The organism is Arthrobacter sp. 01L42, from assembly GCF_056400005.1.
Window position 1 is genome coordinate 59,212 of the sequence record NZ_JBFTSL010000015.1, and the last position, 22,311, is coordinate 81,522.

The window sequence follows — 22,311 nt, forward strand, 5'->3', positions numbered from 1 at the left end:
CACCCACCGGAAAGCTGGAATATTTTGTCGCACACACCGGTCACCCAAGATCCCTCCGGGGAATACGATCCCGACTCCAATGAGCCGCAGCCGCGGGGTTCCCTGGCGGCGCTCATTGGCCGCGTGCTGGCCGAGATAGAGGCGCTCCAGTTCGCGTCGTTCAGCAAGGATGACGCCCTGGACCTCGGGCTCCTCCTTGTCGAGCTGGGCAGGCAACGCTCGCTGCCCATCGCCGTCGACATCACCAAAGGCGAGCAGGTGCTCTTCCACGCCGCGCTGGACGGCGCCACACCGGACAATGAGCGCTGGATCAACGCCAAAAAGCGCACCGCCATGCGGTACGAGGTCCCGTCCCTGCTGGTGGGCCTCCGGGCCCGCGCCGCCGGCGGAAGGATCGAGGACAACGCCTGGTGGGATCAGTCGGAGTTCGCCGCCCACGGCGGGGCGTTTCCCATCTACGTGCGCGGCACGGGCGCCGTCGCCGTCGTCACCGTCTCCGGCCTGCCCCAGAAGGCGGATCACGAACTCGTGGTCGAGGCCCTGCGGATGGTCCTCACCCCGGAACGCTAGGCTAGGGGAAAACCGTTCCCGTCCCAAGGAGACCGAAGAATGAACATCCTCATCAAGCTGCTCGGCACCGGCGTCAGCCTCCTGGCCGGCTTTGCCGGCACCAAGCTGGTGGACACCATGTGGGAAAAGTCCACGGGCAACAAGCCGCCCAAGGGCCAGGAGGACGACGTTCCCACCACCCTGCGCTCGGCCCTGACATTCGCCCTGATCTCCGCCTCGGTCAGCGCCATCATCCAGGTGCTCGCCAACCGCGGCACCCAGCGCGCGATCACCCGCTTCGCCAAGACCCAGGACGTCGTCTGACCTGACCCGACCGGCCGCGGCGCCCGCCGCGGCCGTCGAATGCCCCGGACGGGTCCGCCTGGCCGGACGGGGCTCAGCGGTCGTCGTCGTCCGCTCCGTGCGTGGCCGCCTGCTGGGCGGCCTTCTGGACTACCGCCTCGAGCTCGTCGGAGCTCAGCAGCTCCGGGTGCAGGTGCTTGGTCCGGTAGCCGGCCCGACCCACCATGTGAGCGGACACGGGGACGGTGAGCAGCTGGAAGAGCCAGGCCACCAGCAGGACGGGCCACACCGACCAGGTGCGCATCTGCAGGCCAAGGGCCGCCAGCAGCAGGAACAGGCCGAGGACCTGCGGTTTGGTGGCCGCGTGCATCCTGCTCATGAGGTCCGGGATTCGCAGCAGCCCGATGGCGGCCGCGAGGGACATCAGGGCTCCGGTCACCATGAACACGGCAGAGACGGCGTCGATCACTGTGTCAGGATTCACGGACGCCCTCCCGCCTGTCGGCCACGAACCGGGCCACGGTGACCGAGCCGACGAATCCGATCAGGGAAATCGCAACGAGCAGCATCAGGTTGTTCAGGTGCCGGTTGGCGGCCATGTCGATGCACAGGGCCGCGCCGAAGATGGCCAGCAGCACGTCGGCGGCCAGAACCCGGTCCAGCAGCGAGGGCCCCCGCGCGATCCGGACGATCGCCCCCGCGGCGGCCAGGGACAGTACGACGGCGGTCACCGTCAGGACGGTCTGCATCATGCGGCGGTCTCCTGTGTCAGGGCGGAAAGTTCGGCTTTGGTCCCCATGATCCGGATCAGCCCGGCCTCGGTGTCCCGGACCTCTTTGCGCAGCTTGGCCGCGTCCTCGGCATTGCGGACGTTGATGCCGTGGATGTAGAGCGTGGACGTCGACCTGTCCACCTCCACCACGAGGGACCCGGGAATCAGCGAGATCACGTGCCCGGTGGCCGTGACCAGGAGGTCCGAATGGCTTCGGAGCGGCACGGCTACGACTGCGCTGACCACGTTGGGGCCGCGGACCACGGCCAGGTACAGGACCTGGAAGCTTGCCGCGACGACTTTTCCGAGGAAGATGAGGGCGAACGGCACGGCGCGGAGCACGTTGAAGCGGCCGCCGAGTTCCACCGGGGGCAGATAGAAAATGCGCGCCACGAGCACCGCGATGAGGGCGCCGAAGAGGAGATTGCCCGGGCTGAAGTTCTGCCAGAGCGCGCCCCAGACAAAGACGAGCCAGACCAGCAGCGGCAGTTCCTGGCGCAGCGAGATCCTTTTCCGGTTCATTTTCCGCCGCCCTCCCGGACCTGCACCGGGTGGAGCGACGGGGGCACCGGCGGCACGGGCGCGTCCGGGCCGAGCACGGCCTGGATGTAGGAGGTCCGGTCCAGCATCTCCTGGGCGGACTGGTCGGCCACCCTGAACAGCGGCCCGGCAAAGACCGTCAGGGCCACGCCAAAGACCACCAGGCCCAGGGTGGAGCCCACCATGGTGCGGGGCAGCAGGGTCACATTCGTCTTGCCGGCCCGGTCACCCGTGGCGGAGTCGGCCGGCGCTGCCAGGAGCACCGGATCGGGGTGTTCGGCGTCCCCGGGCTTGCGCCAGAACGCCCGGTTCCAGACCCTCGCGATCGCCAGCAGGGTCAGCAGGCTCGTCAGCACGCCGCCGATCACCAGGGCGTAGGCCAGCGGCGTCCCCAGTTCCACGCCTGCCTGAAGCAGCCCCAGCTTGCCCAGGAAACCCGAGAACGGCGGGATTCCGGCGAGGTTCATGGCGGGAATGAAGAACAGGACCCCCAATACCGGGGAGAGCTTGGCCAGTCCTGCCACGCGGTCCATGGACGAGCTGCCGCCGCGGCGTTCAATCAGGCCGGTCACCAGGAACAGGCTGGTCTGGACAGTGATGTGGTGGGCCACGTAGAACACCGCGGCGCCCAGACCGGCCACGGTGGACATGGCCAGGCCGAACACCATGTAGCCAATATGGCTGACCAGGGTGAAGGACAGGAGCCTCTTGATGTCACTTTGGGCCAGGGCGCCGAGGATGCCCACCACCATGGTCAGCAGCGCCGCGACCATGAGCGGGGCGTTGAGCGCATCCCCCGGGAATAGCAGCGTTTCCGTGCGGACCATCGCATAGACGCCCACCTTGGTCAGCAGCCCGGCAAACACCGCGGTGACCGGGGCCGGGGCGGTGGGGTAGGAGTCAGGGAGCCAGAAGGACAGCGGGAAGACGGCGGCCTTGATGCCGAAGGCCACCAGCAGCATGACGTGCAGCAGCGTCCGGGTGCCCTGGTCGAGGTCGCCGAGCTTGATGGCGAGGTCCGCCATGTTGATGGTTCCGGTGGCGCCGTAGATCATGGCGATCGCGATCAGGAACAGCACCGAGGACACGACGGAGACCACCACGTAGGTCACGCCGGCCCGGATGCGCGGGCCTGTCCCGCCGAGTGTGATGAGCACGTAGCTGGCCGTCAGCAGGATCTCGAAGCCCACGTAGAGGTTGAAGAGGTCTCCGGTGAGGAAGGCGTTGGACACCCCGGCCACGAGGATCAGGTAGGTCGGGTGGAAGATCGAGACCGGCGCGTCGCGGTCGCCGTCGGCCATGCCCTGTCCCGTTGCGTAGATCAGCACCGCAAGGCTCACGGCCGAGGACACCACGAGCATGAGGGAGGAGAACTGGTCCACCACCAGCACGACGCCCCACGGCGGCAGCCAGCCGCCGATGTTCACCGCGGCCGTGCCGCCATCCCAGACGGAGGCCAGCAGCCAGCATTCCAGCAGCAGTGTCAGCGTCAGCACGGCGATGCTGACCGCGCGCTGGACCCTGGGGTGATGGATGAGCAGAAAGGTCAGGGCGGCGCCCAGGATGGGGAGTACGACGGCGAGCGGGGCAAGGCTGGTGATGTTCACTCTCCGCCTCCTTCCGGGCTAGGGTCAACGTTGAGGGAACCGGGCTGTTCTTCAGAGGCGGCCTTGTCGGCCCGCACGGGGCGGTCACCGGACATGACCGTGGCCAGCGGGAACTCCGACGTCTCGACCGGGATCACGGAGTCGTCCTCGGCATCGAAGCTTGGCGTTTCCGCGACGCGGCGGTCCTCGGCGTCGTCCTGGATTTCATCCTGGCGGGCCAGGACCCAGGTGCGGTAGATGATGCCCAGCATGAACGCCGTGACGGCGAAGGAGATCACGATCGAGGTCAGGATCAGGGCCTGCGGCAGGGGGTCGTTGTAGTCCCCCGCCGGGGTGTCCTTGTCGAAGAGCGGCGCCAGCCCGGCGTAGCCGCCGGTGGCGAGGATCAGCAGGTTCGTGGCGTTGGCCAGCAGCATGAGGCCCAGCAGGACCCGGGTGAGGCTGCGTTCGAGGAGCAGGTAGATGCCACAGGCGTAGAGGGCGCCCATGACCGTCAGCAGGGTCAGGTTGACGCTCATGTTCTCCCCTTGGCAGTGGTTTCCGCGTCGGCGGACTCGTCGGCGGAGTCGGCGGGGACCCCGCCCGGGAATCCTCCGCTGTCCTGGTCTTCGGCGGCCCCCTCTTCGGTCGTCTCGGGTTGCTCTTCGAAGTGCTCGTCGATCTCCGCGCCGAGGCTGCGCAGCACATCCAGGGCCAGTCCGACGACCACGACGTAGACACCGATGTCGAAAATGGTCGAGGTGACGAACTTGATGTCGCCGAAGACGGGCAGCCACAGCTCCACGATGGCGCTCTGGAACACTTCGCCGCCCAGCAGCAGCGGCGTCATTCCGGCGGCAGCCGCCGTGGCCAGGCCGATCCCCAGCAGGGTGCCGGCGCCGACGGGTGTCGCTTCGCGCAGTTCGAAGCGGCCGCCGGCCAGGTAGCGGATGGTCAGGGCGAGGCCGGCGGTGAGGCCGCCGGCGAAGCCGCCGCCGGGCAGGTTATGGCCGGCGAGGAGCAGATAGATGGAGAACACGATCATCGAGTGGAAGATGAGGCGGGTGACCACCTCGAAAATGATCGAGCGGCGTTCGGGTGCCAGGGTCCGGCCGGCCACCAGCCAGGCGTCGCGAGTGGCGGCAGCGAACCGCCGGTTCATCGCCAGGGCGGCGTCTTCCCTGGTGCTGCCCCTGGCCCCGGTCCGCCGGCCCACGGTCCCTTCCGCGACGCTCGCGGATGTCCGGATGCGGTCACCGCGGCCGCGGACGAAGATGAGGCTGGCCACGCCGGTGGCGGCCAGGGCCAGGACCGAGATCTCGCCAAAGGTGTCCCAGGCCCGGATGTCCACAAGGGTCACGTTGACGACGTTGAGTCCGCCGCCGCCCTCATAGGCCAGTTGCGGGAACTGCAGGGAGACCGGCGGCGCCACCCGGGCGCCGAGGGCGTGGATGGCCACGAAAATCATGGTGACGCCGAATGCCAGGCCGATCACCACGCGGATGACCCTGTACTTGCCGCCGGTGCGGTCCCGCAGCCCCGGCGGAAGGCTCCGCATGGCCAGCACGAACGCCACCAGGATCATGGTTTCGACCAGCATCTGGGTCAGGGCGAGGTCCGGGGCTCCCTGCAGGGCGAACATCATGGCAATCCCGTAGCCGGTGACGGACACCATCAGGACGGCCAGGAACCGTTTGTTGGCGCGCACCGCGGCCAGCGCCCCGATCACGATTCCGGCGCCGGCCACCAACTGCAGCGGCGAGCCGGGATCGATGACATAGAGACCGGGCGGCAGCGGTTTGTTGGCCAGCAGCAGCGCCGTCAGCGGCAGGACGAACGCCACGGTCAGGATGACGGACAGGTAGAAGAAGAGCGAACCTCGCTGGGTCCGGCCGGTGATCCATACCGCGGTGTCGTCCAGGGCGCCGATCGTCAGCTGGTAGGCACGGTCGCTGTCGATCCAGCCCGGCACCAGCGCCTGCAGCCGGGCCACGGCGTTGCGGCCGTAGAACATCGCCAGGCCCAGGACGAACGTCACTGCGGTCAGGCCCAGGGCCGGGGTGATGCCGTGCCACAGCGCCAGGTGCCCGGGCGGGGCCTCGGAGCCGTGCACAAAAAGCTCCGCGTAGGGCTGGATCCAGGCGTCAACGGTGGCAGGCCACAGCCCGTAAAGGATTGTGAGGAGGCTCAGGATCGCCGGTGCGGCGAGGAACGCCGGTTTGACCGGTTTGAAGGCCGTGGGCTCCACGCCGGGCTTGAGGGCGAAGGCTCCCCACATGAACCTGGCGCTGTAGGCGAAGGTCAGGATGGAGCCCAGGACCACACCGGCCAGGAGCCAGGGTCCGGTCCCGGTCTCCGACTTGTACTGGAGGAAGGCCTCGAACACCGATTCCTTGGCGACGAATCCGGCCAGCGGGGGCACGCCCGCCATCGAGGCCGCGCCGATCGCCGCGACGACCGCCAGTGCCCTGGCCGATCCGTAGACGCCGGAGAGCTCGCGGATGTCCCGGGTCCCGGACTGGTGGTCGATGATGCCCACCACCAGGAAGAGCGTGGCCTTGAACAGCCCGTGCGCCAGGAGCAGGGCTATTCCGGCGAGTGCCGCGTCGGGGGTGCCGAGGCCCACCACCATGGTCATGAAGCCCAGCTGGCTCACGGTGCCGTAGGCGAGGATGAGCTTGATATCTGTCTGCCGGAGGGCCCGGTAGCCGCCCACCAGCATGGTGGCCAGGCCCAGGCCGAGCACGATCGGCAGCCAGGCCGCGGTGTCCGCGAATCCGGGGGCCAGCCGGGCCACAAGGTAGATCCCGGCCTTCACCATGGCCGCGGCGTGCAGGTAGGCGCTCACGGGAGTGGGGGCAGCCATTGCGCCGGGGAGCCAGAAGTGGAACGGCACCAGGGCGGATTTGGTGATCGCACCGATCAGGATGAGGACGACGGCGGCGTTCACGACCCCGCCTGCGGGGCCGGCGACCAGGGTGGGAGCCAGGTCCATGATGGCCTGGATCCGGTAGGTTCCGGCCGTCGAACCGAGCATGATGAGCCCCACGAGCATGGCCAGGCCGCCGGCGGTGGTCACCACGAGTGCCTGCAACGCCGAGCGCCGCGCGGACAGCCGGGTGCGGGCGTAGCCGATCAGCAGGTAGGACAGCACTGTGGTCAGTTCCCAGAAGATGAACAGCAGCAGAAGGTCATCAGCGGTAACGAGGCCGAACATCGCCCCGGCGAAGGCCAGGAGCTGGGCGCCGAATCCGCCGAGGTAGTCGTCCTTGTCCTTGAAGTAGCGGGCGCAATAGACCAGCACCAGCGCACCCACCCCCAGCACCAGCAGGGACATGACCCAGGCCAGGGCGTCCATCCGGAACGCGAGTTCGAGCTGCAGCCCGGGAATCCAGGGGATGACTTCGGTAATCGCCCCGTCAGAACCTGAATAGACTGTGCCTGAATAGACTGCGTCGTGCTGCAGCGGCAGCCAGATAAAGGAGGCCGCGGGGACCGCGGCCAGGGCGAAGAACGAATTCCTGCCAAACTTTCGGAACAGCAGCGGGGCCACAGCAGCCACCGCAAAGTGCACGGCAAGGACTGTGATCACTGGTATCTCCGCAACGTCAGAAAGTCGATTGTCAGCAAGTTGGAGCAGGCGGGTCATTTGTTAGGTTCGGTGCCGTCAGTTTACCAAGCGTGTACAAATTCTTTTGGCCGGGACACCGGTCACTGAACAATTCGACGCAAATGTGAAGCCGGGGCTAAACCCTGCCTGGCAAAACCCCCTGCCGCTCCCCCTCGGAGGACGCCCGGGGCGGCTACGATTCTGGCTATGAACACTGCCGCCGCCCCAGAGGCCATGCGCCCCTCGGAACTGGAATCGGGAAGTCCCGTCCCGCACCGTGGCCGGATCCTCGCGTGGGCCTCGTGGGACTGGGGTTCGTCAGCCTTCAATGCCGTCATGACAACGTTCGTTTTCACCGTCTACCTGACCTCCAAGGCATTCGGCGGGGAGGACCAGGCCTCGGCAGTCCTGGGCGCCGCGCTGGCCGTCGCCGGCGTGGCCGTTGCCCTCCTGGCCCCGGTCACCGGGCAGCGCTCCGACACGGGTGGCCGGCGGAAGCTGTGGCTGGGGGTCAACACGGCCGCCGTCGTCGTCCTGACCGGGTTGTGCTTCTTTGTCTTCCCGCGGCCGGACTTCCTGATCCTGGGCGTCACGCTCATAGCACTGGGCAACGTCTTCTTCGAGTTTGCCGGGGTCAACTACAACGCCATGCTCACCCAGATCTCCACCCCGCGGAACATCGGCAAAGTGAGCGGCTTCGGCTGGGGAATGGGGTATCTCGGCGGCATCGTCGCGCTGCTGGTTGTGCTCCAGCTTTTTGTCCAGCCCAGCGTGAACTGGTTTGGTGCCTCCACCGCGGACAGCCTGAACATCCGGCTGGTGGCGGTGTTTTCGGCCCTGTGGTTCCTCGTCTTCGCACTGCCCGTGCTGTTCGCGGTCCCGGAGCTGCCGCGCTCGGACCGGGGCGCCGGACTGGGGTTCCTCGCCTCCTACGGCCTGCTCGTCCGGCGCATCAAGGCGATCTACCGGACCAGCCCGCACACCATCTACTTCCTCCTCGCGAGCGCCATCTTCCGGGACGGGCTGGCAGCTGTCTTCACCTTCGGCGGGGTGATCGCGGCCGGCACCTTTGGCTTCGAGCTCAAGGACGTCATCTTCTTCGCGATCTTCGGGAATGTCGTGGCGGCCGCCGGCGCCATCCTCGGCGGCTTCCTGGATGACAGGATCGGGCCGAAGACCGTGATTATCGCGTCTCTGGCCGGCCTGCTGGTCGCGGGTACCGCGATCCTGGTCCTCGGCAACGGCAGTTACAAGTTCTTTGGCATGGCCTGGGCAGGGACCACCACGTTCTGGGTCTTCGGCCTGCTGCTGTGCCTCTTCGTGGGGCCGGCCCAGTCGTCCTCCCGCGCCTACCTCGCCAGGCTCGCCCCGCACGGCGAATCCGGCGAGCTCTTCGGCCTCTACGCCACCACGGGCCGGGCCGTAAGCTTCCTCGCCCCCGCGCTCTTCACGCTGTGCATCGCCGTCGCCGCACCCTTCGTAGCGGAGGGCGAGGCCCAGCGCTGGGGCATCCTCGGCATCATGGTGGTGCTGCTCGTGGGCCTGCTCGTGCTCCTGCCGGTCAAGGCCCCCGATCAGACCGAAATCGCGGTGGTCCCCGAGTCCTGAGGCGGCCGAATCAACGGTTCGCGCACTAGGCTGAGGGTATGAACGTGGATGAGACGGACCTCCCCGGCCTCGGCCGGCGCAAGGACTTCATGACTGCCTCCGGACGCCGGATCGGCGTTGTCGAATACCGCGAGGGCCAGACGGAACTCATCGTCTCGACCTGGGACGATCCTGACACCTGCCAGGCCTCTGTCCCGCTGACTGCGGATGAGGCCGCCGCCCTGGGCAACCTCCTGGGCGGCCAGCGCATCGCCATGCAACTCTCGGAAGCCCACCGGGAAATCCCGGGTATTGTCACGCGCCAGTTTTCGATCAGCGCTGAGTCACCCTTCCAGAACCAGCCGATGGGGAAGGCGTGCATCCGGACCCGGAGCGGGGTCTCGATCGTGGCTATCATGCGCGAAGGCGAGGTCGTGCCCTCCCCGGGACCCGACGTCGTTCTCCACCCCGGTGACCTCCTCGTTGCGGTGGGTACGCAAGAAGGCCTGGACACGGCGGCCGGCATCCTGCGCAACGGATAAGCCGGATGGATCCGCTCGCGCTGACCCTGATCGAGCTGGGGGCCGTCGTCTTCTGCCTCGGCCTGCTGGCCAGGTTGGCCGGGCGGATCGGCATGTCCCCCATCCCGCTCTATCTGGTGGGCGGGCTGTTCTTCGGGGCCGGGGGCCTGGTCAAGCTCGAAGGCATGCACGAGTTCGCGCACCTTTCCGGCGAGATCGGCGTAATTCTCCTGCTGCTTATGCTTGGGCTGGAATATACGGCGTCCGAGCTCGTCACCGGCCTGCGGCGGTCCTGGCAGGCCGGCGTCCTGGACCTGCTGCTCAATTTCCTGCCCGGCGCCGGGCTCGCGGTGATGCTGGGATGGGGCGTCGTGGGGGCCATGGTGATGGGCGGCGTCACCTACATTTCATCCTCCGGGATCGCCGCCAAGGTCATCACGGATCTTGGCCGGATCGGCAACCGGGAAACCCCGGTGGTCCTGTCCATCCTGGTGTTCGAGGACCTCGCCATGGCCGTGTACCTGCCGGTCCTGACCGCCACGCTGGCCGGCGTCAGCATCCTACTGGGGCTGCAGACGGTGGGGATCTCCCTGGCCGTCGTCAGCCTGGTCCTGGTGGTGGCCCTGCGGCACGGACACCACGTGTCCAAGGCCGTGCACAGCGAAAACTCCGAGGTTTTCCTGCTCAACCTGCTGGGCGCTGCACTTCTGGTCGCGGGGCTCGCGGCCGCGATGCAGGTTTCCGCAGCAGTGGGCGCCTTCATGCTCGGCATCGCGATTTCCGGCGCCACGGCACACAGCGCCACCCGCGTCCTGGAACCGCTCCGTGACCTCTTCGCGGCCATCTTCTTTGTGGTTTTTGGCCTCAACACCGACCCCCGGTCCATCCCCCCGGTCCTGGGCTGGGCCCTGCTGCTGGCCCTGGTGACGGCAGCCACCAAGGTGGTCACCGGGTACTGGGCGGCCAAGCGGGCCGGGATTGGCATTCCCGGCCGCTACCGCGCGGGCGCGGCCCTGATCGCACGCGGCGAGTTCTCGATTGTCATCGCCGGCCTGGCCGTTGCCTCCGGCGTGGTGCCCGCCGATCTGGCAGCCCTCGCCACCGCCTACGTTCTGATCATGGCGATCGTGGGGCCGCTGGCCGCCCGCTTTGTGGAGCCGCTGGTCCGGCTCCTGCGCCGTCCGGCACGGCGGCCTGCGTTCCGGACCTCGGGCCCGGCGTAACGCTGCCGCCCTGCGACTCAGCGCACTGGGTGCCCCGCCAGGAGGCCGGCTTGGCTGGCGCGGCCGTCCGGCCTGGCAGCCGTCCCGCCTAGATGTTGGTGAGGTGGAAATTCAGGTGGCTGCGGCTGGCCGTGGGCCCGCGCTGGCCCTGGTAGCGGTTGCCGTATTCCCCCGAACCGTACGGGTGCTCCGCGGCCGAGGACAGCCGGAAGAAGCACAGCTGGCCGATCTTCATACCGGGCCAGAGCTTGATGGGCAGCGTGGCCATGTTGGACAGTTCCAGCGTGACGTGGCCGGAGAATCCGGGATCGATGAAACCCGCCGTCGAGTGCGTCAGCAGGCCGAGCCGGCCGAGCGAGGACTTGCCCTCGAGGCGGGCCGCGATGTCATCCGGCAGCGTCACGGTCTCGTACGTGGAGCCAAGGACGAACTCCCCCGGGTGCAGGATGAACGGCTCGCCGGACTCAACTTCCACCAGGCGGGTCAGCTCGGGCTGTTCCTCGGCCGGGTCAATGTGGGCGTATTTGTGGTTGTCGAACAGCCGGAAGAACTTGTCGATCCTGACGTCCACCGAGGACGGCTGGACCATGTCGGGGTCGAAGGGTTCGAGGACAATCCGCTGGGAGTCAATTTCGGTTCGAATGTCGCGGTCAGAGATCAGCACAGGTTCAAAAATACCGCACGGGGCCCTGCCCGGCTTCATGATCGGGTGCAGCCGCCAAGTGTTACTCCAACGGGGCGTCTATTCCGTAGCGGGCATATCTTCGAGGAGGGACTTGAGCCGCTCGAGTTGGCCGACCTCGGCCTTCATCCGCCGGCGGAAGGGTTTAGTCAGGCGGGCAATGAACCCCCTGGGCTCGTAGTTCAGGGCGAATCGGACGCGGGTGCTGGGACCCTCGGTGCTCAGGTAGTAGCCGCCGTGCGGCCGGGCCGGCCCGACGATGACCTGGTACTGGATCTCAGCCCCCGTCCGGGCTTCGACGATTTCGAAGTCTGCGGCCACGGGTCGTCCGCCCGGTCCGGCGACCGTCTGCCGGTACACGGCACCTTTGGCGCCGGCGGCACCGGAGTGTAGTTCCACGCTCCGGACCCCCTCCCGCCAGAGTGGCAGGTGGCCCGGGTCCAGGAGGAAGTTGTACACGCTCATGGCGTCACGGTGGATGACGACGTCGTACTCTGCGAATGCCACGAAAATCCTTGCTTGGCGGACGGCAATGGGCGTAGCCCGCTTCCCCCACACTGCAGCTAACCAATTCAGGATATTCGCCCGGGCCGCCAGTACCGCGGCGGCTCCAGGTCCTTTACCGAAGAGTTACGAGTTTCCCGGACCGTAATCGGCTCCGCGGCTACGGCACAGCGGTACTCATTGGTCAGTCTCGGTCGCCTCGAGATTGGGCTTGCCGCCCTCGGGGCACCGAGGGCGGCCGGGTCGCCCGTTTGACGGAGATGGCCGCTCTGCGGAGCGGCATAGCGGCCATCTGTGGCAACGGAGGGTGCGCTGCCCTCGATTTCACCCGAGTGACCTGTTCGGAGAACGCCCGCGGCTGAGGTAATGTAAACCTCGTTGATCGGGACTCACGGCTGGAATTCAGGCCGGTCCCACTGCGGCTGTAGCTCAATGGTAGAGCGCTAGCTTCCCAAGCTTGATACGCGGGTTCGATTCCCGTCAGCCGCTCCAAATGCCCCCACAGCATCCCGGGCTCCTATTAGGTTGCTACCTGTATCGTCGGAAGTCAGGAACCTCTTCGGTTCCGCTACAGGAGCAATCATGGCTGACAAATCCCCCCGTCAAGCAGCATCCAAGAAATCCGGCAAATCCATTAAGGAAAAGCGCGCTGACAAGAGGGCCGCTTCAGCGCCGGCCAGCTCCCTCGATAAAGTGACCGCCGCAAAGACGGCGAGCCCCAAAAAGAAGTGACCCGTTCACCGAATTACCTCACGCTCGGCATCCTCGCCGGCACACGCAAACCGGACGAGCGGCGCCTCCCGATCCACCCCCTGCACCTGGACCGCATCGCGCCGGAGATCCGGGACCGGTTGATCCTCGAGGAAGGCTACGGCGAGCGCTTCGGCCGGTCCGACGCCGAGCTCGCACCCCTCGTGGGGCGCATCGCGCCGCGACAGCAACTGCTGGCGGAAGCCGACGTCGTCCTCCTGCCCAAGCCGCAGCCCGAGGACCTGGCCGAACTCCGGGACGGGCAGGTCCTTTGGGGCTGGCCGCACTGCGTCCAGGACCGGGCCATCACCCAGCTGGCGATCGACAAGAAACTCACGCTGATCGCCTTCGAGGCCATGAACCACTGGGCCAGCGACGGCGGCTTCGGCCTGCATGTCTTCCACAAGAACAACGAGCTCGCCGGCTACTGTTCCGTGCTGCATGCCCTGGCGCTGACCGGTTCCACCGGGGACTACGGCCGCCGGCTGAGCGCCGTCGTGATCGGCTTCGGGGCTACCGCCCGCGGCGCCGTGACGGCGCTGAATGCCCACGGTGTCCATGACGTGCAGGTGCTGACCAACCGCGGTGTTGCCGCCGTTGGCTCTCCCATCCACTCGGTACGCATCGCGCAGTTCGACCATGACAGCGAGGCGCCGTTCCTGAGCGAGGTCATCACCGAGCGCGGGCGCGTGCCGCTGGCGCCGTTCCTGGCCGCGAGCGACATCGTGGTCAACTGCACGCTGCAGGACCCCAACGCGCCGCTGACCTACCTGCGCACCGGGGACCTGGCCGCCTTCCGGCCCGGCAGCCTGATCGTGGACGTCTCCTGCGACGAGGGCATGGGCTTCAGCTGGGCGAAAACCACCACCTTCGCCGAGCCGATGTTCAAAGTGGGTGACCACATCGACTACTACGCCGTGGACCACAGCCCGTCCTATCTGTGGAATTCCGCCAGCTGGGAAATCAGCGAGGCGCTGCTGCCGTTCCTCGAGACCGTGGTGTCCGGCCCCGAAGCCTGGGCGGGAAACGAGACCATCCGCCGCGCGATCGAAATCCGCGACGGCGTGGTCCTGAACCCGGATGTGCTGCAGTTCCAGCAGCGGGAGGCCGAGTTCCCGCACCGCCCCTTGGAGCTCTAGGGGTTTCCGCGACGAATTAGGACAGCCGCTGCGTGGATCCACGCAGCGGCTGTCCTTCTTCGGTGTGGAAATCGGTCGGGACGATCCGCAGCAGCCGGCGCCGGTCCTTCAGGTCCACTTTGAGCATGAGCTGCCCGCGCCGGGCGAGGACGACGGCGACGGTCGCGGCAGCCAGCACCGGGACGCCGCCGGAGACGAGGACGGCGGTGTGCGGGTCCGCGTGCTCGGCCAGCCAGCCCATCATCGGGCCGCCGATCGACTGGCCGCCGATCAGCACCATGATGTACAGGCTCATGACCCGCCCGCGGATCGCCAGGTTGGCGCTGACCTGGACCAGCTGGTTCGCGGCGGTCAGGAACATCAGGCACCAGAATCCGGCCAGCACCATGGCCGCGCCGAACCAGGCCATGGACGGTGCCAGGGAAGCCAGGCACAGCATGAGCCCGTACATCCCGGCGCCCAGCACCACGGAGCGCAGCCGCAGGGCGCGCCGCCGGGCCGACGTGATGGCGCCGGCCAGGGCGCCGAGGGCCACGAGCGTGTTGAGCAGCCCGTAGCCGCCGGCACCGGCGTCGTACACGTGGTCCGCGAACGCGGCCAGCAGCACCGGCAGGCTCATCGCGAACACCGCGATGAACCCGGCCATCAGCCAGGGCCAGTAGATGGTGGGCTTGCTGAGCGCATAGTCCAGCCCTTCCCGCAACATGCCCGGGCGCTTGGCGGCCGGGGTGCTGACATGCAGCTGGTCCTTGCGCAGGCTCAGGAGCATGGCCACCGTGAAGCAGCAGGCCACCGCATTGGCGGCAAAGGCCCAGCCGGCCCCCACGGCGGTCAGCAGGATCCCGGCGATCGCAGGACCGATCAGGCCGCCCAGCTGGAAGATCGTGGAATTCACGCTGATCGCGTTTCGCAGATAGCCGGGGCCCACGAGCTCGTTGACGAACACCTGGCGGGCCGGCTGGTCCAGCACGGTCACGAGGCCCAGAACCAGCGCGATCGCGTAGACGTGCCCCACCTCGATCCGCTGGCTGAGCGCCAGGACGGCAAGGACCGCGGCCAACGCGGCTGCCACCGACTGGCACAGCATGAGGATCTTCCGCTTCGCGAAGCGGTCCGCCATCATGCCGGCCCACGGGCCGAGGAACAGGGACGGCAGGAACTGCAGGGCCACGGTGATGCCGACGGCGGTGACGGAACCGGAGAGCTGGAGCACCAGCCAGTCCTGGGCGATCCGCTGCATCCAGAGCGCGATGACGGCGACGAAGTGCCCGATCGCGAAGATGCGGAAGTTGCGGACCTTGAGCGAAATGAAAGTGTGGCGCCAAGGCAGAGGCTGGCTGACGACGGCGAGTGGTTGGGTGATGGTGTCCGGCAGGGAAGCTGCGTTCGCCTCTAGCGGCGGAGGGGGTGCCACGGAAAAGTCCTCAAAAGAGCGGGTGAGTGGGATGGACTTAACGCTAGGCTGGCCCCAAGAGATTATGGAAGCCTATTCCACGCATAACTCGCATTACAAAACGCAATGCAGGGTATGCGGCACCCGATCCGGAGACCGCCATGTTCGAACCCGCCCAGCTCCGCTCGTTCCTGGCCGTGGCCGAAACCTTGAGTTTCACCAAGGCCGCCGAGCGCCTCGGCCTGGCCCAACCCACCGTCAGCCAGCACGTCCGCAAGCTGGAGACCGCCGCCAAGCGGGTGTTGATTGCCCGGGATACCCGGGATGTACGCCTGACCGACAACGGCGATGCCATGGCCGGCTTCGCCCGCAGCATCCTCGCCGCGCACGACTCCGCCGCCCGCTATTTCTCCGGCTCCGCCATGCGCGGCCGCCTGCGCTTCGGCACGGCCGATGATCTCGCCATCACCGGGCTGCCACGCATCCTCCGGGAGTTCCGGCAGATCTATCCCCAGATCAACCTCGAGCTGACGGTCGGGCAAAGCGACCAGCTCTACAAGCGCCTGAACGCCGGGCAACTGGATCTGGTCTTTGTGAAATGGGTGGCCGGGGCCAAGGACGGAACCGTGGTCCAGCAGGACGCCTTCGCCTGGGTCGGCCTGGAGCAGACCGTGCTGGAACCGGCTGATCCTGTCCCGCTGATCGCCTACCCCTCCCCCAGCCTGAGCCGGAAGCTTGCGATCGACGCCCTGGAGGCCACCGGGCGCACCTGGCGGATCACCTGCACCACGCGCCAGATCAGCGGCGTACTGGCCGCCGTCCGGGCCGGCATCGGTGTGGCGGTAATGCCGGCCTCCCTGGTGCCGGAGGATCTGAAAATCATCACCCGCCGCTTCGATCTGCCGCCGGTGGGCGACGTCGATTTCACGCTCATCCGCAATCCGCTGGCCAATACCGAGGTGATCGATGCCCTCACGCAGGCGATCGTGGGCCGGACCCTGAAGCGACCGGGCTGACGCGCGGGCGGTCCCGCAGCAAGCGCTGATCCTGCCACGGTACCTACGGGGCGGACTACCCGGACCCGAGCAGTACTTACTTGACCATTGAACGGTACACGTACTTCATCTATCCTGACACTACTTAAGATCCACCGTTCGAGGTCAAGCAGTGGCCCACGACAACGATTCGAAAAACGAACGCTGTCCGTCGCTGGCGCCTGTAGCTGGCGTCGGAACGTTCGGGATAGGCCGCCATTGATGCCAGCCATTAATCACCCCCGATTGCCCGCCCCCGCCGCCCACGCGACAAAGTCCGCCCGTCAGGTAACCGCGCCGGCCCACCCCGCAGCGGCCATGCACCACTCGACCGCCGGAATGCAGCACTCAGCCGGGGCCCAGCACGCGGCCACCCAGGGCCAACGGGGAATCCGCCCGACTACCCTCGCAGAGTCCGATTATGTGGCCAGTCCGTACTGCGAACGCTGCGGCACGGACGAGTTCATTTACCTGGAGACCTTCGTCCCGGCCACGCACCGGAGGGACGGCTCGGTCAGCAAGCTCGGCGAGGTCACCTACTTCTGCTCGGGCTGCGACGATTTCTCCGCCCACGCGGTCCCCGCTTCCTGGGTCCCGCCGGGCTGGTACTTCGGCTAGCCCCGGCTCTGCTTAGCGCCTTCGCCGTTAAACGCCGCCGCCGTGCCGCACCTTATGGTGCCTGCACAGCGGCGGTGTTTTTTGGGTTTCAGGGTTTTAGCACGCCCGAGCCGGGGTTCTAGCAGCCCCGGGCTAGATCAGGGCGTCCGAGATGTGGTTGGGCGTGCCGAAGCGGTGCGCCGTGATGCTGATGGCCTGCTCATGCAGGAACGGCAGCAGTTCCACGCGTCCGGCTTCCGTGACGGGGTGGACATACACCGCCAGGTCCGGGCGTCCGCCCGTGGCCTCGGCCAGCGCCTTGGCGTCCCCGCCAATCAGCCGGATCCGGGCACCGGAGAGCTTGCCCGCCGCGGCGAGGGTGCCGGCGGAAGCGAGCCATTCGGCGTCGTTCTCAACAGTCGCGGCGATGCCAAGCCCGGACAGGACGGCGCGCAGCTGGGCGGGCAGTTCGACGGCGGTGGAGACCGTCAGGACGGACCCGGCCAGGACGCCGGCGGCGACGGTCCGGACGAGGCCGGCAAGCGGCTCGCCTTCCGCGAGGCGGACCGTGACGGGCAGAGCACGGTAGCGGAAGACGTTGCGTTCCGCACTCAGGCCGGAGACGTCCTTCGCGGTGCCGAACTCGTCGGCCCAGGCGCGGGCGTCGGAGGCGAGCGCGCGCTGCAGCGGCGCGAGTTCGTCGGCGGTCAGGAAGCCCTTGGCGGCGTCCTCGATCCGGCGGACGCCGGCGTGGGCGGGAGCAGCGCCCGGGGTGCCGGCGGCGGTGCTGGGCTTGCTGACCCATTCGCCGAGGCCGACGAGGTAGTTCGGGCCGCCGGCCTTGGTGCCGGCGCCGACGGCGGATTTCTTCCAGCCGCCGAAGGGCTGGCGCTGGACAATCGCGCCGGTGATGCCGCGGTTGACGTAGAGGTTGCCGGCCTGGATGGTGTCCAGCCAGATCCCCAGTTCCTCGCTGTTCAGCGAGTGCAGGCCCGCGGTGAGGCCGTATTCGATCTGGTTCTGGATCGCGATGGCCTCCTCGAGGGTCTCTGCGGTCATAACGCCCAGGACCGGGCCGAAGAACTCGGTGAGGTGGAAGTAGGATCCGCGGCGGACACCGGAGCGCACGCCGGGGCTCCAGAGTTTGCCCAAATCATCGAGCTTCCGCGGCTCGACGGCCCAGGTCTCGCCCTCGCCGAGGGTGGTGAGGGCGTTCAGGAGCTTGCCGTTGGCGGGCTCGATGATCGGGCCCATCTGGCTCGCCGGGTCCTGCGGGTAGCCGACCTTCAGCGAGGTGACGGCGTCGATCAGCTGGTTGTGGAAGCGCTTCGACTTCGCCACGGAGCCGACGAGGATCACCAGCGAGGCGGCGGAGCACTTCTGGCCGGCGTGGCCGAACGCGGAGTACGCGACGTCCTTGGCCGCGAGGTCCAGGTCCGCGCTCGGGGTGACGATGATGGCGTTCTTGCCGCTGGTCTCGGCCAGCAGGGGCAGGTCCTTGCGGAACGAGCGGAACAGCTCGGCGGTCTCGTAGCCGCCGGTCAGGATGACGCGGTCCACGGCCGGGTGGGAAATGAGCTGCTGGCCCAGTTCCCGCTCGCCCAACTGGACCATGGTGAGCACATCGCGCGGAACGCCGGCCTCCCAGAGGGCCTCGATCATGACGGCCCCGCTGCGGCGGGCCTGCTTGGCGGGCTTGATCACGACGGCGGAGCCGGCGGCGAGGGCCGCAAGGGTGGAGCCGGCCGGGATGGCGACCGGGAAGTTCCACGGCGGCGTCACAACGGTGAGCTTGGCCGGGACGAAGGTGGCGCCGTCGACGTCGTCGAGCTTGCGGGCGGACTCGGCGTAGTAGTGCGCGAAGTCGACCGCCTCGCTGATTTCCGGATCGCCCTGGTCGATCGTCTTGCCGGTCTCGGAGGCCATGACCTCCAGAAGGTCCGCGCGGCGGGCCTCGAGGACGTCGCCGGCGCGGTGCAGGATTTCGGCGCGCTCGGCGCCGGAGAGCGCACCCCAGGCCTTGCCCTTCTCGACGGCGGTATCGATCACAGCATTCAGAGTCGCGGCATCGTTGATCGTGGCGGCCTCGACGGAGGCGTTGCCCAGTGTCGACGTCGTGACGCGGCCCAGGATGGCGCGGCCCCAGTCGCGGTTCGCGGGCAGCGACGGATCTGTGTCGGCAGTGTTCTCGAACGAATCGTGCGGCAGCGGCGCGGCCGGAAGGGCGCGGTTCTGCAGCCGGTTCGGGCCCGGGACCTCGTCGTCGAGCTTGGCCAGCGAGGCGAGGAAGCGCTGCTTCTCGCGCTCAAACAACGTTTCGTTTTCGCTGAGTTCGAACACGGCGGACATGAAGTTGTCCTGGCTGGCGCCCTCTTCGAGGCGGCGGATCAGGTAGGCGATCGCGACGTCGAACTCGGCAGGGTGGACCACGGGGGTGTAGAGCAGGAGGGAGCCGACGTCCTGTCTGACGGCTTCGGCCTGGCCCTGGGCCATGCCGAGCAGCATCTCGAATTCGATGCTCTGCTCTGCGCTATCCGCGATGCCGCGCTGCTTGGCCAGGAGCCACGCGAAGGCGATGTCGAAGAGGTTGTGGCCGGCGACGCCGATCCGGATGTTGCGGATCCGGTCCGGGTGCAGCGAGTAGTTGATGACGCGCTTGTAGTTGGTGTCCGAGTCCTGCTTGGTGCCCCAGGTGGCGAGCGGCCAGTCATGCAGGGAGGCCTCGACCTGCTCCATCGGCAGGTTGGCGCCCTTGACGACGCGGACCTTGATGGCAGCGCCGCCATCGGCGCGGCGGGCGGCGGCCCAGTCCTGCAGGCGGATCATGGCGGACAGGGCATCCGGGAGGTAGGCCTGGAGCACGATGCCGGCCTCCAGGTTCTTGAACTCGGGCTTGTCCAGGATCCGGGTGAAGACCGCGATGGTCAGGTCCAGGTCCTTGTATTCCTCCATGTCCAGGTTGATGAACTTGGCCTTCTGGCCAGTGGACGCATAGGAGGCGGCGCGGGCGAAGAGCGGAGTGAGCTTCTCCACGACATGCTCCACGGCCTCGTCGAAGGCCCAGGCGGAGTGCGGGGCCACCGTGGAGGAGACCTTGATCGAGACGTAGTCGACGTCGGGCCGGGACAGCAGGGTGTGCGTGCCCTCGAGCCGGCGGGAGGCCTCGTGTTCGCCGAGCACGGCCTCGCCGAGGAGGTTGACGTTGAGCTTGATGCCGTCTTTGCGGATCTTGGCGATGGCCGGGCCGAGCTTGGCGTCGGTGGCGTCGACAATGAGGTGGCCGACCATTTCACGCAGCACCCGGCGGGCAACCGGGATGACCACCTGGGGCAGGACCGGGGCCATGGTGCCGCCGAGGCGGACCGCGCTGCGCATGTACCAGGGCAGGAAGGCCGGGACCTTGGGGGCCAGTGCGGCAAGGTTGCGGGCGGCGACTTGCAGGTCTTCGGGACGGACGACGCCGTCGACGAACCCGACGGTGAAGTCCAGGCCGTTGGGGTCCTTCAGGACCCCGGCGAGCTGCTCGGCCGAGGCGTCGACGGGCACCTTTGCGGCCTCGGTGAGCCAGCGGCGCACCAGCGCGATGGTGTCCTCGGCGAGGGCTGCGGCCTCAAGGACCGTGGAGCCTTCCGAAACGGCGGCGTGCGTGGCGTCGTTGCCTGCGGCGTTTCCGGTGGTGGCGCCGGGCTCCGTGGAGATGTTGGTCATGGCTGAAACACGTTCTTTCTCAAAATGTGGACCTCTTACGAAACAGTATGCGACCGGATTTTCATAAGATAAAGCGAAGTTTTCTGAGCAATACCGGTTAGAAAAACCGACGCTTCCGGTTCCCGCCCGAACGTTCGGGAACCACCCCCACCCCTGCCGCTTAAAAACCCGTTGCGCTATCACTTCCGGGCCTTAAAACCCGGGAAGAGCCGGGAATGGGAGCCGGAAGTGATAGCGCAACGGGGGGTGGGGCGGCTAGGTCAGGGGGCGGTGCATCTCCACGATCTCCTCGTGCCGCGGGCTGTCCGGGTTCATCAGCGAGTGCCTGCGGCCGTACGTGAAGTAGATAATCAGGCCGACGATGAGCCAGACGACGAACCGCAGCCAGGTCTCCCAGTGCAGCTGGAACATCAGGAAGAGGGAGGCAAACACTCCGAATGCCGGAACCAAGGGCATCAGCGGCAGCCGGAAGGTCCGCGGGGCGTCCGGCTTCTTGTAGCGGAACACGATCACCGACAGGCACACGACGACGAACGCAGCCAGGATGCCGATGTTGGTCAGGTCTGCCACGGCCTTGATCGGGAGAATGCCGGCCAGGACTGCGGCCCCGGCGCCGGCGATCCAGGTCACGCGCTGCGGCGTGCCGTTCTTGTCCGTCTTCGAGAACCAGCCGGGCAGCAGCCCGTCGCGGCTCATCGAGAACCAGACGCGGGTGACGCCGAGGAGGAAGGTCAGCATCACCGTGAGGATGGACAGGACAGCGAACACGGAGATGATCGTCGCGATCACCGGCAGCCCGACGCTGTTGAAGGCGGAGGCGAAGCCGGCCTTGGGGTCGATCTCCGTGAAGTTCTGCATTCCGGTGAGCACCAGGGTGGCGGCCGCATAGAGCAGCATGGCAATGACCAGCGAGAGGATGATCGCCTTCGGCATGTGCTTCTTGCCGTCAGTGGCCTCCTCCGCCGCGGTACTCATGGCGTCATAGCCGAACACCGCGAAGAACACTGTGGCGGAGCCGGCCACCACGGGACCGAAGCCGCTGGGGAAGAACGGGTTGTAGTTGTTGGTGTTGATGTAGAAGATGCCCAGGCCGATGATGAACAGGATCAGCACCACCTTGATGCCGACGGCGATCAGCTCGAAGCGGCCGAAGGTCTTGGTGCCGCGGGAGAGGATCCAGGTCACGAGCAGGCAGACGAGGATCGCAGGAAGGTTGATGATGCCTCCCGTGCCCTCGTCCGGCGTCGAGGTCATCCAGTCGGGCATATGGATGCCGATGCCGGAAAGAGCAGCATCGAAGTAGCCCGAGATGCCGATGGCCACCACGGCCACGATGGCGATGTACTCCAGCAGCAGGTCCCAGCCGATGAACCAGCCGATGATCTCGCCGAGGGCAACGTAGCCGTAGGTGTAGGCCGAGCCCGCCCGCGGGATCATTCCTGCGAACTCCGCGTAGGACAGCGCCGCGGCGGCGGATGCCAGGCCGGCGATCAGGAACGAGATGAGCACGGCCGGGCCGACTCCGGGCTCGGTCTCGCTGCCGTGGGCCACAAGGCCCGCCAGAGAGAAGATGCCGACGCCAATAATGCCGCCGACGCCGATGGCCGTCAGCTGCCAGAGCCCCAGGCTCCTGTGCAATCCGCTGTGCTTGTTTTCTTCTTCAATGTCGTCGATGGGCTTGCGCCGCATGACCGACTGCGCCGAATCCTGTGTAGCCATCAGGGCCTCCTGCTTAGGTGTGATGCCCATCATTCCACCCTGTGATGGGCGTTACCGAGTGACAACAGTATGCAAGCCCGATTGCATTAGATAA

General features: G+C 67.3%; 20 protein-coding genes and 1 tRNA gene. 10 read left to right on the forward strand and 11 right to left on the reverse strand.

The genetic code is table 11. The features are described from left to right. Window positions 1-24 precede the first annotated feature (24 nt). Window positions 25-570, forward strand: coding sequence for a heme-degrading domain-containing protein (locus AC1DN2_RS14035; protein ID WP_476850769.1), 546 nt, complete (start codon window positions 25-27; stop codon window positions 568-570). Between the two features lie 39 nt (window positions 571-609). Then, on the forward strand, window positions 610-873 hold the full coding sequence (locus AC1DN2_RS14040) for a DUF4235 domain-containing protein (RefSeq protein ID WP_223915203.1): 264 nt from the start codon (window positions 610-612) through the stop codon (window positions 871-873). 73 nt (window positions 874-946) lie between these two features. Here the strand turns inward: AC1DN2_RS14040 and mnhG are convergent, their stop codons facing one another. Genes mnhG through AC1DN2_RS14070 form a run of 6 tightly spaced genes read right to left on the reverse strand, consistent with a single transcriptional unit; the run spans window position 947 to window position 7,342 of the window. Continuing rightward, complete coding sequence (mnhG, locus tag AC1DN2_RS14045; RefSeq protein WP_476850799.1) at window positions 947-1,294, reverse strand: monovalent cation/H(+) antiporter subunit G; 348 nt, start codon at window positions 1,292-1,294, stop codon at window positions 947-949. Window positions 1,295-1,325: 31 nt separating this feature from the next. Further along, complete coding sequence (locus AC1DN2_RS14050) at window positions 1,326-1,604, reverse strand: MrpF/PhaF family protein (protein ID WP_018774043.1); 279 nt, start codon at window positions 1,602-1,604, stop codon at window positions 1,326-1,328. Beyond that, entirely contained in the window at window positions 1,601-2,146 is a 546-nt protein-coding gene (locus tag AC1DN2_RS14055) for a Na+/H+ antiporter subunit E (protein WP_028275387.1), read from the reverse strand. The genes AC1DN2_RS14050 and AC1DN2_RS14055 overlap by 4 nt, the downstream gene beginning before the upstream one ends. Continuing rightward, the gene (locus AC1DN2_RS14060) at window positions 2,143-3,771 is read right to left on the reverse strand and encodes a Na+/H+ antiporter subunit D (RefSeq protein WP_476850770.1); all 1,629 of its coding nucleotides are present in this window, start codon (window positions 3,769-3,771) and stop codon (window positions 2,143-2,145) included. The genes AC1DN2_RS14055 and AC1DN2_RS14060 overlap by 4 nt, the downstream gene beginning before the upstream one ends. After that, window positions 3,768-4,289 carry a Na(+)/H(+) antiporter subunit C gene (locus AC1DN2_RS14065; protein ID WP_230009245.1) on the reverse strand — a complete coding sequence of 174 codons (522 nt, stop codon included), beginning with the start codon at window positions 4,287-4,289 and terminating at the stop codon, window positions 3,768-3,770. Before AC1DN2_RS14065 ends, AC1DN2_RS14060 begins: the two co-directional genes overlap by 4 nt. After that, window positions 4,286-7,342: a Na+/H+ antiporter subunit A gene (locus AC1DN2_RS14070; RefSeq protein WP_476850771.1), complete on the reverse strand. Its 3,057-nt coding sequence runs from the start codon at window positions 7,340-7,342 to the stop codon at window positions 4,286-4,288. Before AC1DN2_RS14070 ends, AC1DN2_RS14065 begins: the two co-directional genes overlap by 4 nt. Window positions 7,343-7,567: 225 nt before the next feature. Here AC1DN2_RS14070 and AC1DN2_RS14075 point away from each other — a divergent pair, with 225 nt between their 5' ends. The 3 genes from AC1DN2_RS14075 to AC1DN2_RS14085 are packed head-to-tail and all read left to right on the forward strand — an operon-like array spanning window position 7,568 to window position 10,691. Beyond that, window positions 7,568-8,968 (forward strand): MFS transporter, encoded by a 1,401-nt coding sequence (locus AC1DN2_RS14075; RefSeq protein WP_223915192.1) that lies wholly within the window; start codon window positions 7,568-7,570, stop codon window positions 8,966-8,968. A gap of 38 nt (window positions 8,969-9,006) precedes the next feature. Next, window positions 9,007-9,489, forward strand: coding sequence for a cation:proton antiporter regulatory subunit (locus AC1DN2_RS14080; RefSeq protein ID WP_028275382.1), 483 nt, complete (start codon window positions 9,007-9,009; stop codon window positions 9,487-9,489). A 5-nt stretch (window positions 9,490-9,494) separates the two neighbouring features. Then, the gene (locus AC1DN2_RS14085; RefSeq protein ID WP_028275381.1) at window positions 9,495-10,691 is read left to right on the forward strand and encodes a cation:proton antiporter; all 1,197 of its coding nucleotides are present in this window, start codon (window positions 9,495-9,497) and stop codon (window positions 10,689-10,691) included. A gap of 88 nt (window positions 10,692-10,779) precedes the next feature. Here the strand turns inward: AC1DN2_RS14085 and dcd are convergent, their stop codons facing one another. Continuing rightward, complete coding sequence (gene dcd / locus AC1DN2_RS14090) at window positions 10,780-11,355, reverse strand: dCTP deaminase (protein WP_026538211.1); 576 nt, start codon at window positions 11,353-11,355, stop codon at window positions 10,780-10,782. A gap of 78 nt (window positions 11,356-11,433) precedes the next feature. Then, window positions 11,434-11,880, reverse strand: coding sequence for an SRPBCC family protein (locus AC1DN2_RS14095; RefSeq protein WP_476850772.1), 447 nt, complete (start codon window positions 11,878-11,880; stop codon window positions 11,434-11,436). A gap of 415 nt (window positions 11,881-12,295) precedes the next feature. On the opposite strand from AC1DN2_RS14095, the gene AC1DN2_RS14100 reads away from it, so the two are divergent. The 3 genes from AC1DN2_RS14100 to AC1DN2_RS14110 all read left to right on the forward strand — a co-directional run bounded on the left by AC1DN2_RS14100 (window position 12,296) and on the right by AC1DN2_RS14110 (window position 13,766). Beyond that, window positions 12,296-12,369: transfer RNA gene (locus tag AC1DN2_RS14100), tRNA-Gly, on the forward strand. A gap of 90 nt (window positions 12,370-12,459) precedes the next feature. Further along, window positions 12,460-12,609 carry a hypothetical protein gene (locus AC1DN2_RS14105; protein ID WP_018774018.1) on the forward strand — a complete coding sequence of 50 codons (150 nt, stop codon included), beginning with the start codon at window positions 12,460-12,462 and terminating at the stop codon, window positions 12,607-12,609. Beyond that, window positions 12,606-13,766: a N(5)-(carboxyethyl)ornithine synthase gene (locus AC1DN2_RS14110; protein ID WP_476850773.1), complete on the forward strand. Its 1,161-nt coding sequence runs from the start codon at window positions 12,606-12,608 to the stop codon at window positions 13,764-13,766. The genes AC1DN2_RS14105 and AC1DN2_RS14110 overlap by 4 nt, the downstream gene beginning before the upstream one ends. 16 nt (window positions 13,767-13,782) lie before the next feature. Here AC1DN2_RS14110 and AC1DN2_RS14115 read toward each other — a convergent pair whose 3' ends face one another. Continuing rightward, window positions 13,783-15,180: an MFS transporter gene (locus AC1DN2_RS14115; protein WP_476850774.1), complete on the reverse strand. Its 1,398-nt coding sequence runs from the start codon at window positions 15,178-15,180 to the stop codon at window positions 13,783-13,785. Between the two features lie 140 nt (window positions 15,181-15,320). On the opposite strand from AC1DN2_RS14115, the gene AC1DN2_RS14120 reads away from it, so the two are divergent. Further along, window positions 15,321-16,175, forward strand: a complete 855-nt coding sequence (locus tag AC1DN2_RS14120) for a LysR substrate-binding domain-containing protein (protein WP_476850775.1) — start codon at window positions 15,321-15,323, stop codon at window positions 16,173-16,175. A gap of 240 nt (window positions 16,176-16,415) precedes the next feature. Beyond that, window positions 16,416-16,811: a hypothetical protein gene (locus tag AC1DN2_RS14125; protein WP_476850776.1), complete on the forward strand. Its 396-nt coding sequence runs from the start codon at window positions 16,416-16,418 to the stop codon at window positions 16,809-16,811. A 132-nt stretch (window positions 16,812-16,943) separates the two neighbouring features. Here AC1DN2_RS14125 and AC1DN2_RS14130 read toward each other — a convergent pair whose 3' ends face one another. Beyond that, window positions 16,944-20,498 (reverse strand): proline dehydrogenase family protein, encoded by a 3,555-nt coding sequence (locus AC1DN2_RS14130; RefSeq protein WP_476850777.1) that lies wholly within the window; start codon window positions 20,496-20,498, stop codon window positions 16,944-16,946. A gap of 255 nt (window positions 20,499-20,753) precedes the next feature. Then, complete coding sequence (locus AC1DN2_RS14135) at window positions 20,754-22,217, reverse strand: amino acid permease (RefSeq protein ID WP_476850778.1); 1,464 nt, start codon at window positions 22,215-22,217, stop codon at window positions 20,754-20,756. Window positions 22,218-22,311 lie beyond the last annotated feature (94 nt).

Excerpts from the sequence above, each read along its gene's own strand:
- AC1DN2_RS14065 (WP_230009245.1), bottom strand. The coding sequence starts at position 4,289 with ATGAGCGTCAACCTGACCCTGCTGACGGTCATGGGCGCCCTCTACGCC.
- AC1DN2_RS14080 (WP_028275382.1), top strand. The coding sequence starts at position 9,007 with ATGAACGTGGATGAGACGGACCTCCCCGGCCTCGGCCGGCGCAAGGAC.
- AC1DN2_RS14105 (WP_018774018.1), top strand. The coding sequence starts at position 12,460 with ATGGCTGACAAATCCCCCCGTCAAGCAGCATCCAAGAAATCCGGCAAA.
- AC1DN2_RS14130 (WP_476850777.1), bottom strand. The coding sequence starts at position 20,498 with ATGACCAACATCTCCACGGAGCCCGGCGCCACCACCGGAAACGCCGCA.
- AC1DN2_RS14125 (WP_476850776.1), top strand. The coding sequence starts at position 16,416 with ATGCCAGCCATTAATCACCCCCGATTGCCCGCCCCCGCCGCCCACGCG.
- mnhG (WP_476850799.1), bottom strand. The coding sequence starts at position 1,294 with ATGGTGACCGGAGCCCTGATGTCCCTCGCGGCCGCCATCGGGCTGCTG.
- AC1DN2_RS14050 (WP_018774043.1), bottom strand. The coding sequence starts at position 1,604 with ATGATGCAGACCGTCCTGACGGTGACCGCCGTCGTACTGTCCCTGGCC.
- AC1DN2_RS14085 (WP_028275381.1), top strand. The coding sequence starts at position 9,495 with ATGGATCCGCTCGCGCTGACCCTGATCGAGCTGGGGGCCGTCGTCTTC.
- AC1DN2_RS14120 (WP_476850775.1), top strand. The coding sequence starts at position 15,321 with ATGTTCGAACCCGCCCAGCTCCGCTCGTTCCTGGCCGTGGCCGAAACC.
- AC1DN2_RS14075 (WP_223915192.1), top strand. The coding sequence starts at position 7,568 with ATGAACACTGCCGCCGCCCCAGAGGCCATGCGCCCCTCGGAACTGGAA.
- AC1DN2_RS14055 (WP_028275387.1), bottom strand. The coding sequence starts at position 2,146 with ATGAACCGGAAAAGGATCTCGCTGCGCCAGGAACTGCCGCTGCTGGTC.
- AC1DN2_RS14040 (WP_223915203.1), top strand. The coding sequence starts at position 610 with ATGAACATCCTCATCAAGCTGCTCGGCACCGGCGTCAGCCTCCTGGCC.
- AC1DN2_RS14135 (WP_476850778.1), bottom strand. The coding sequence starts at position 22,217 with ATGGCTACACAGGATTCGGCGCAGTCGGTCATGCGGCGCAAGCCCATC.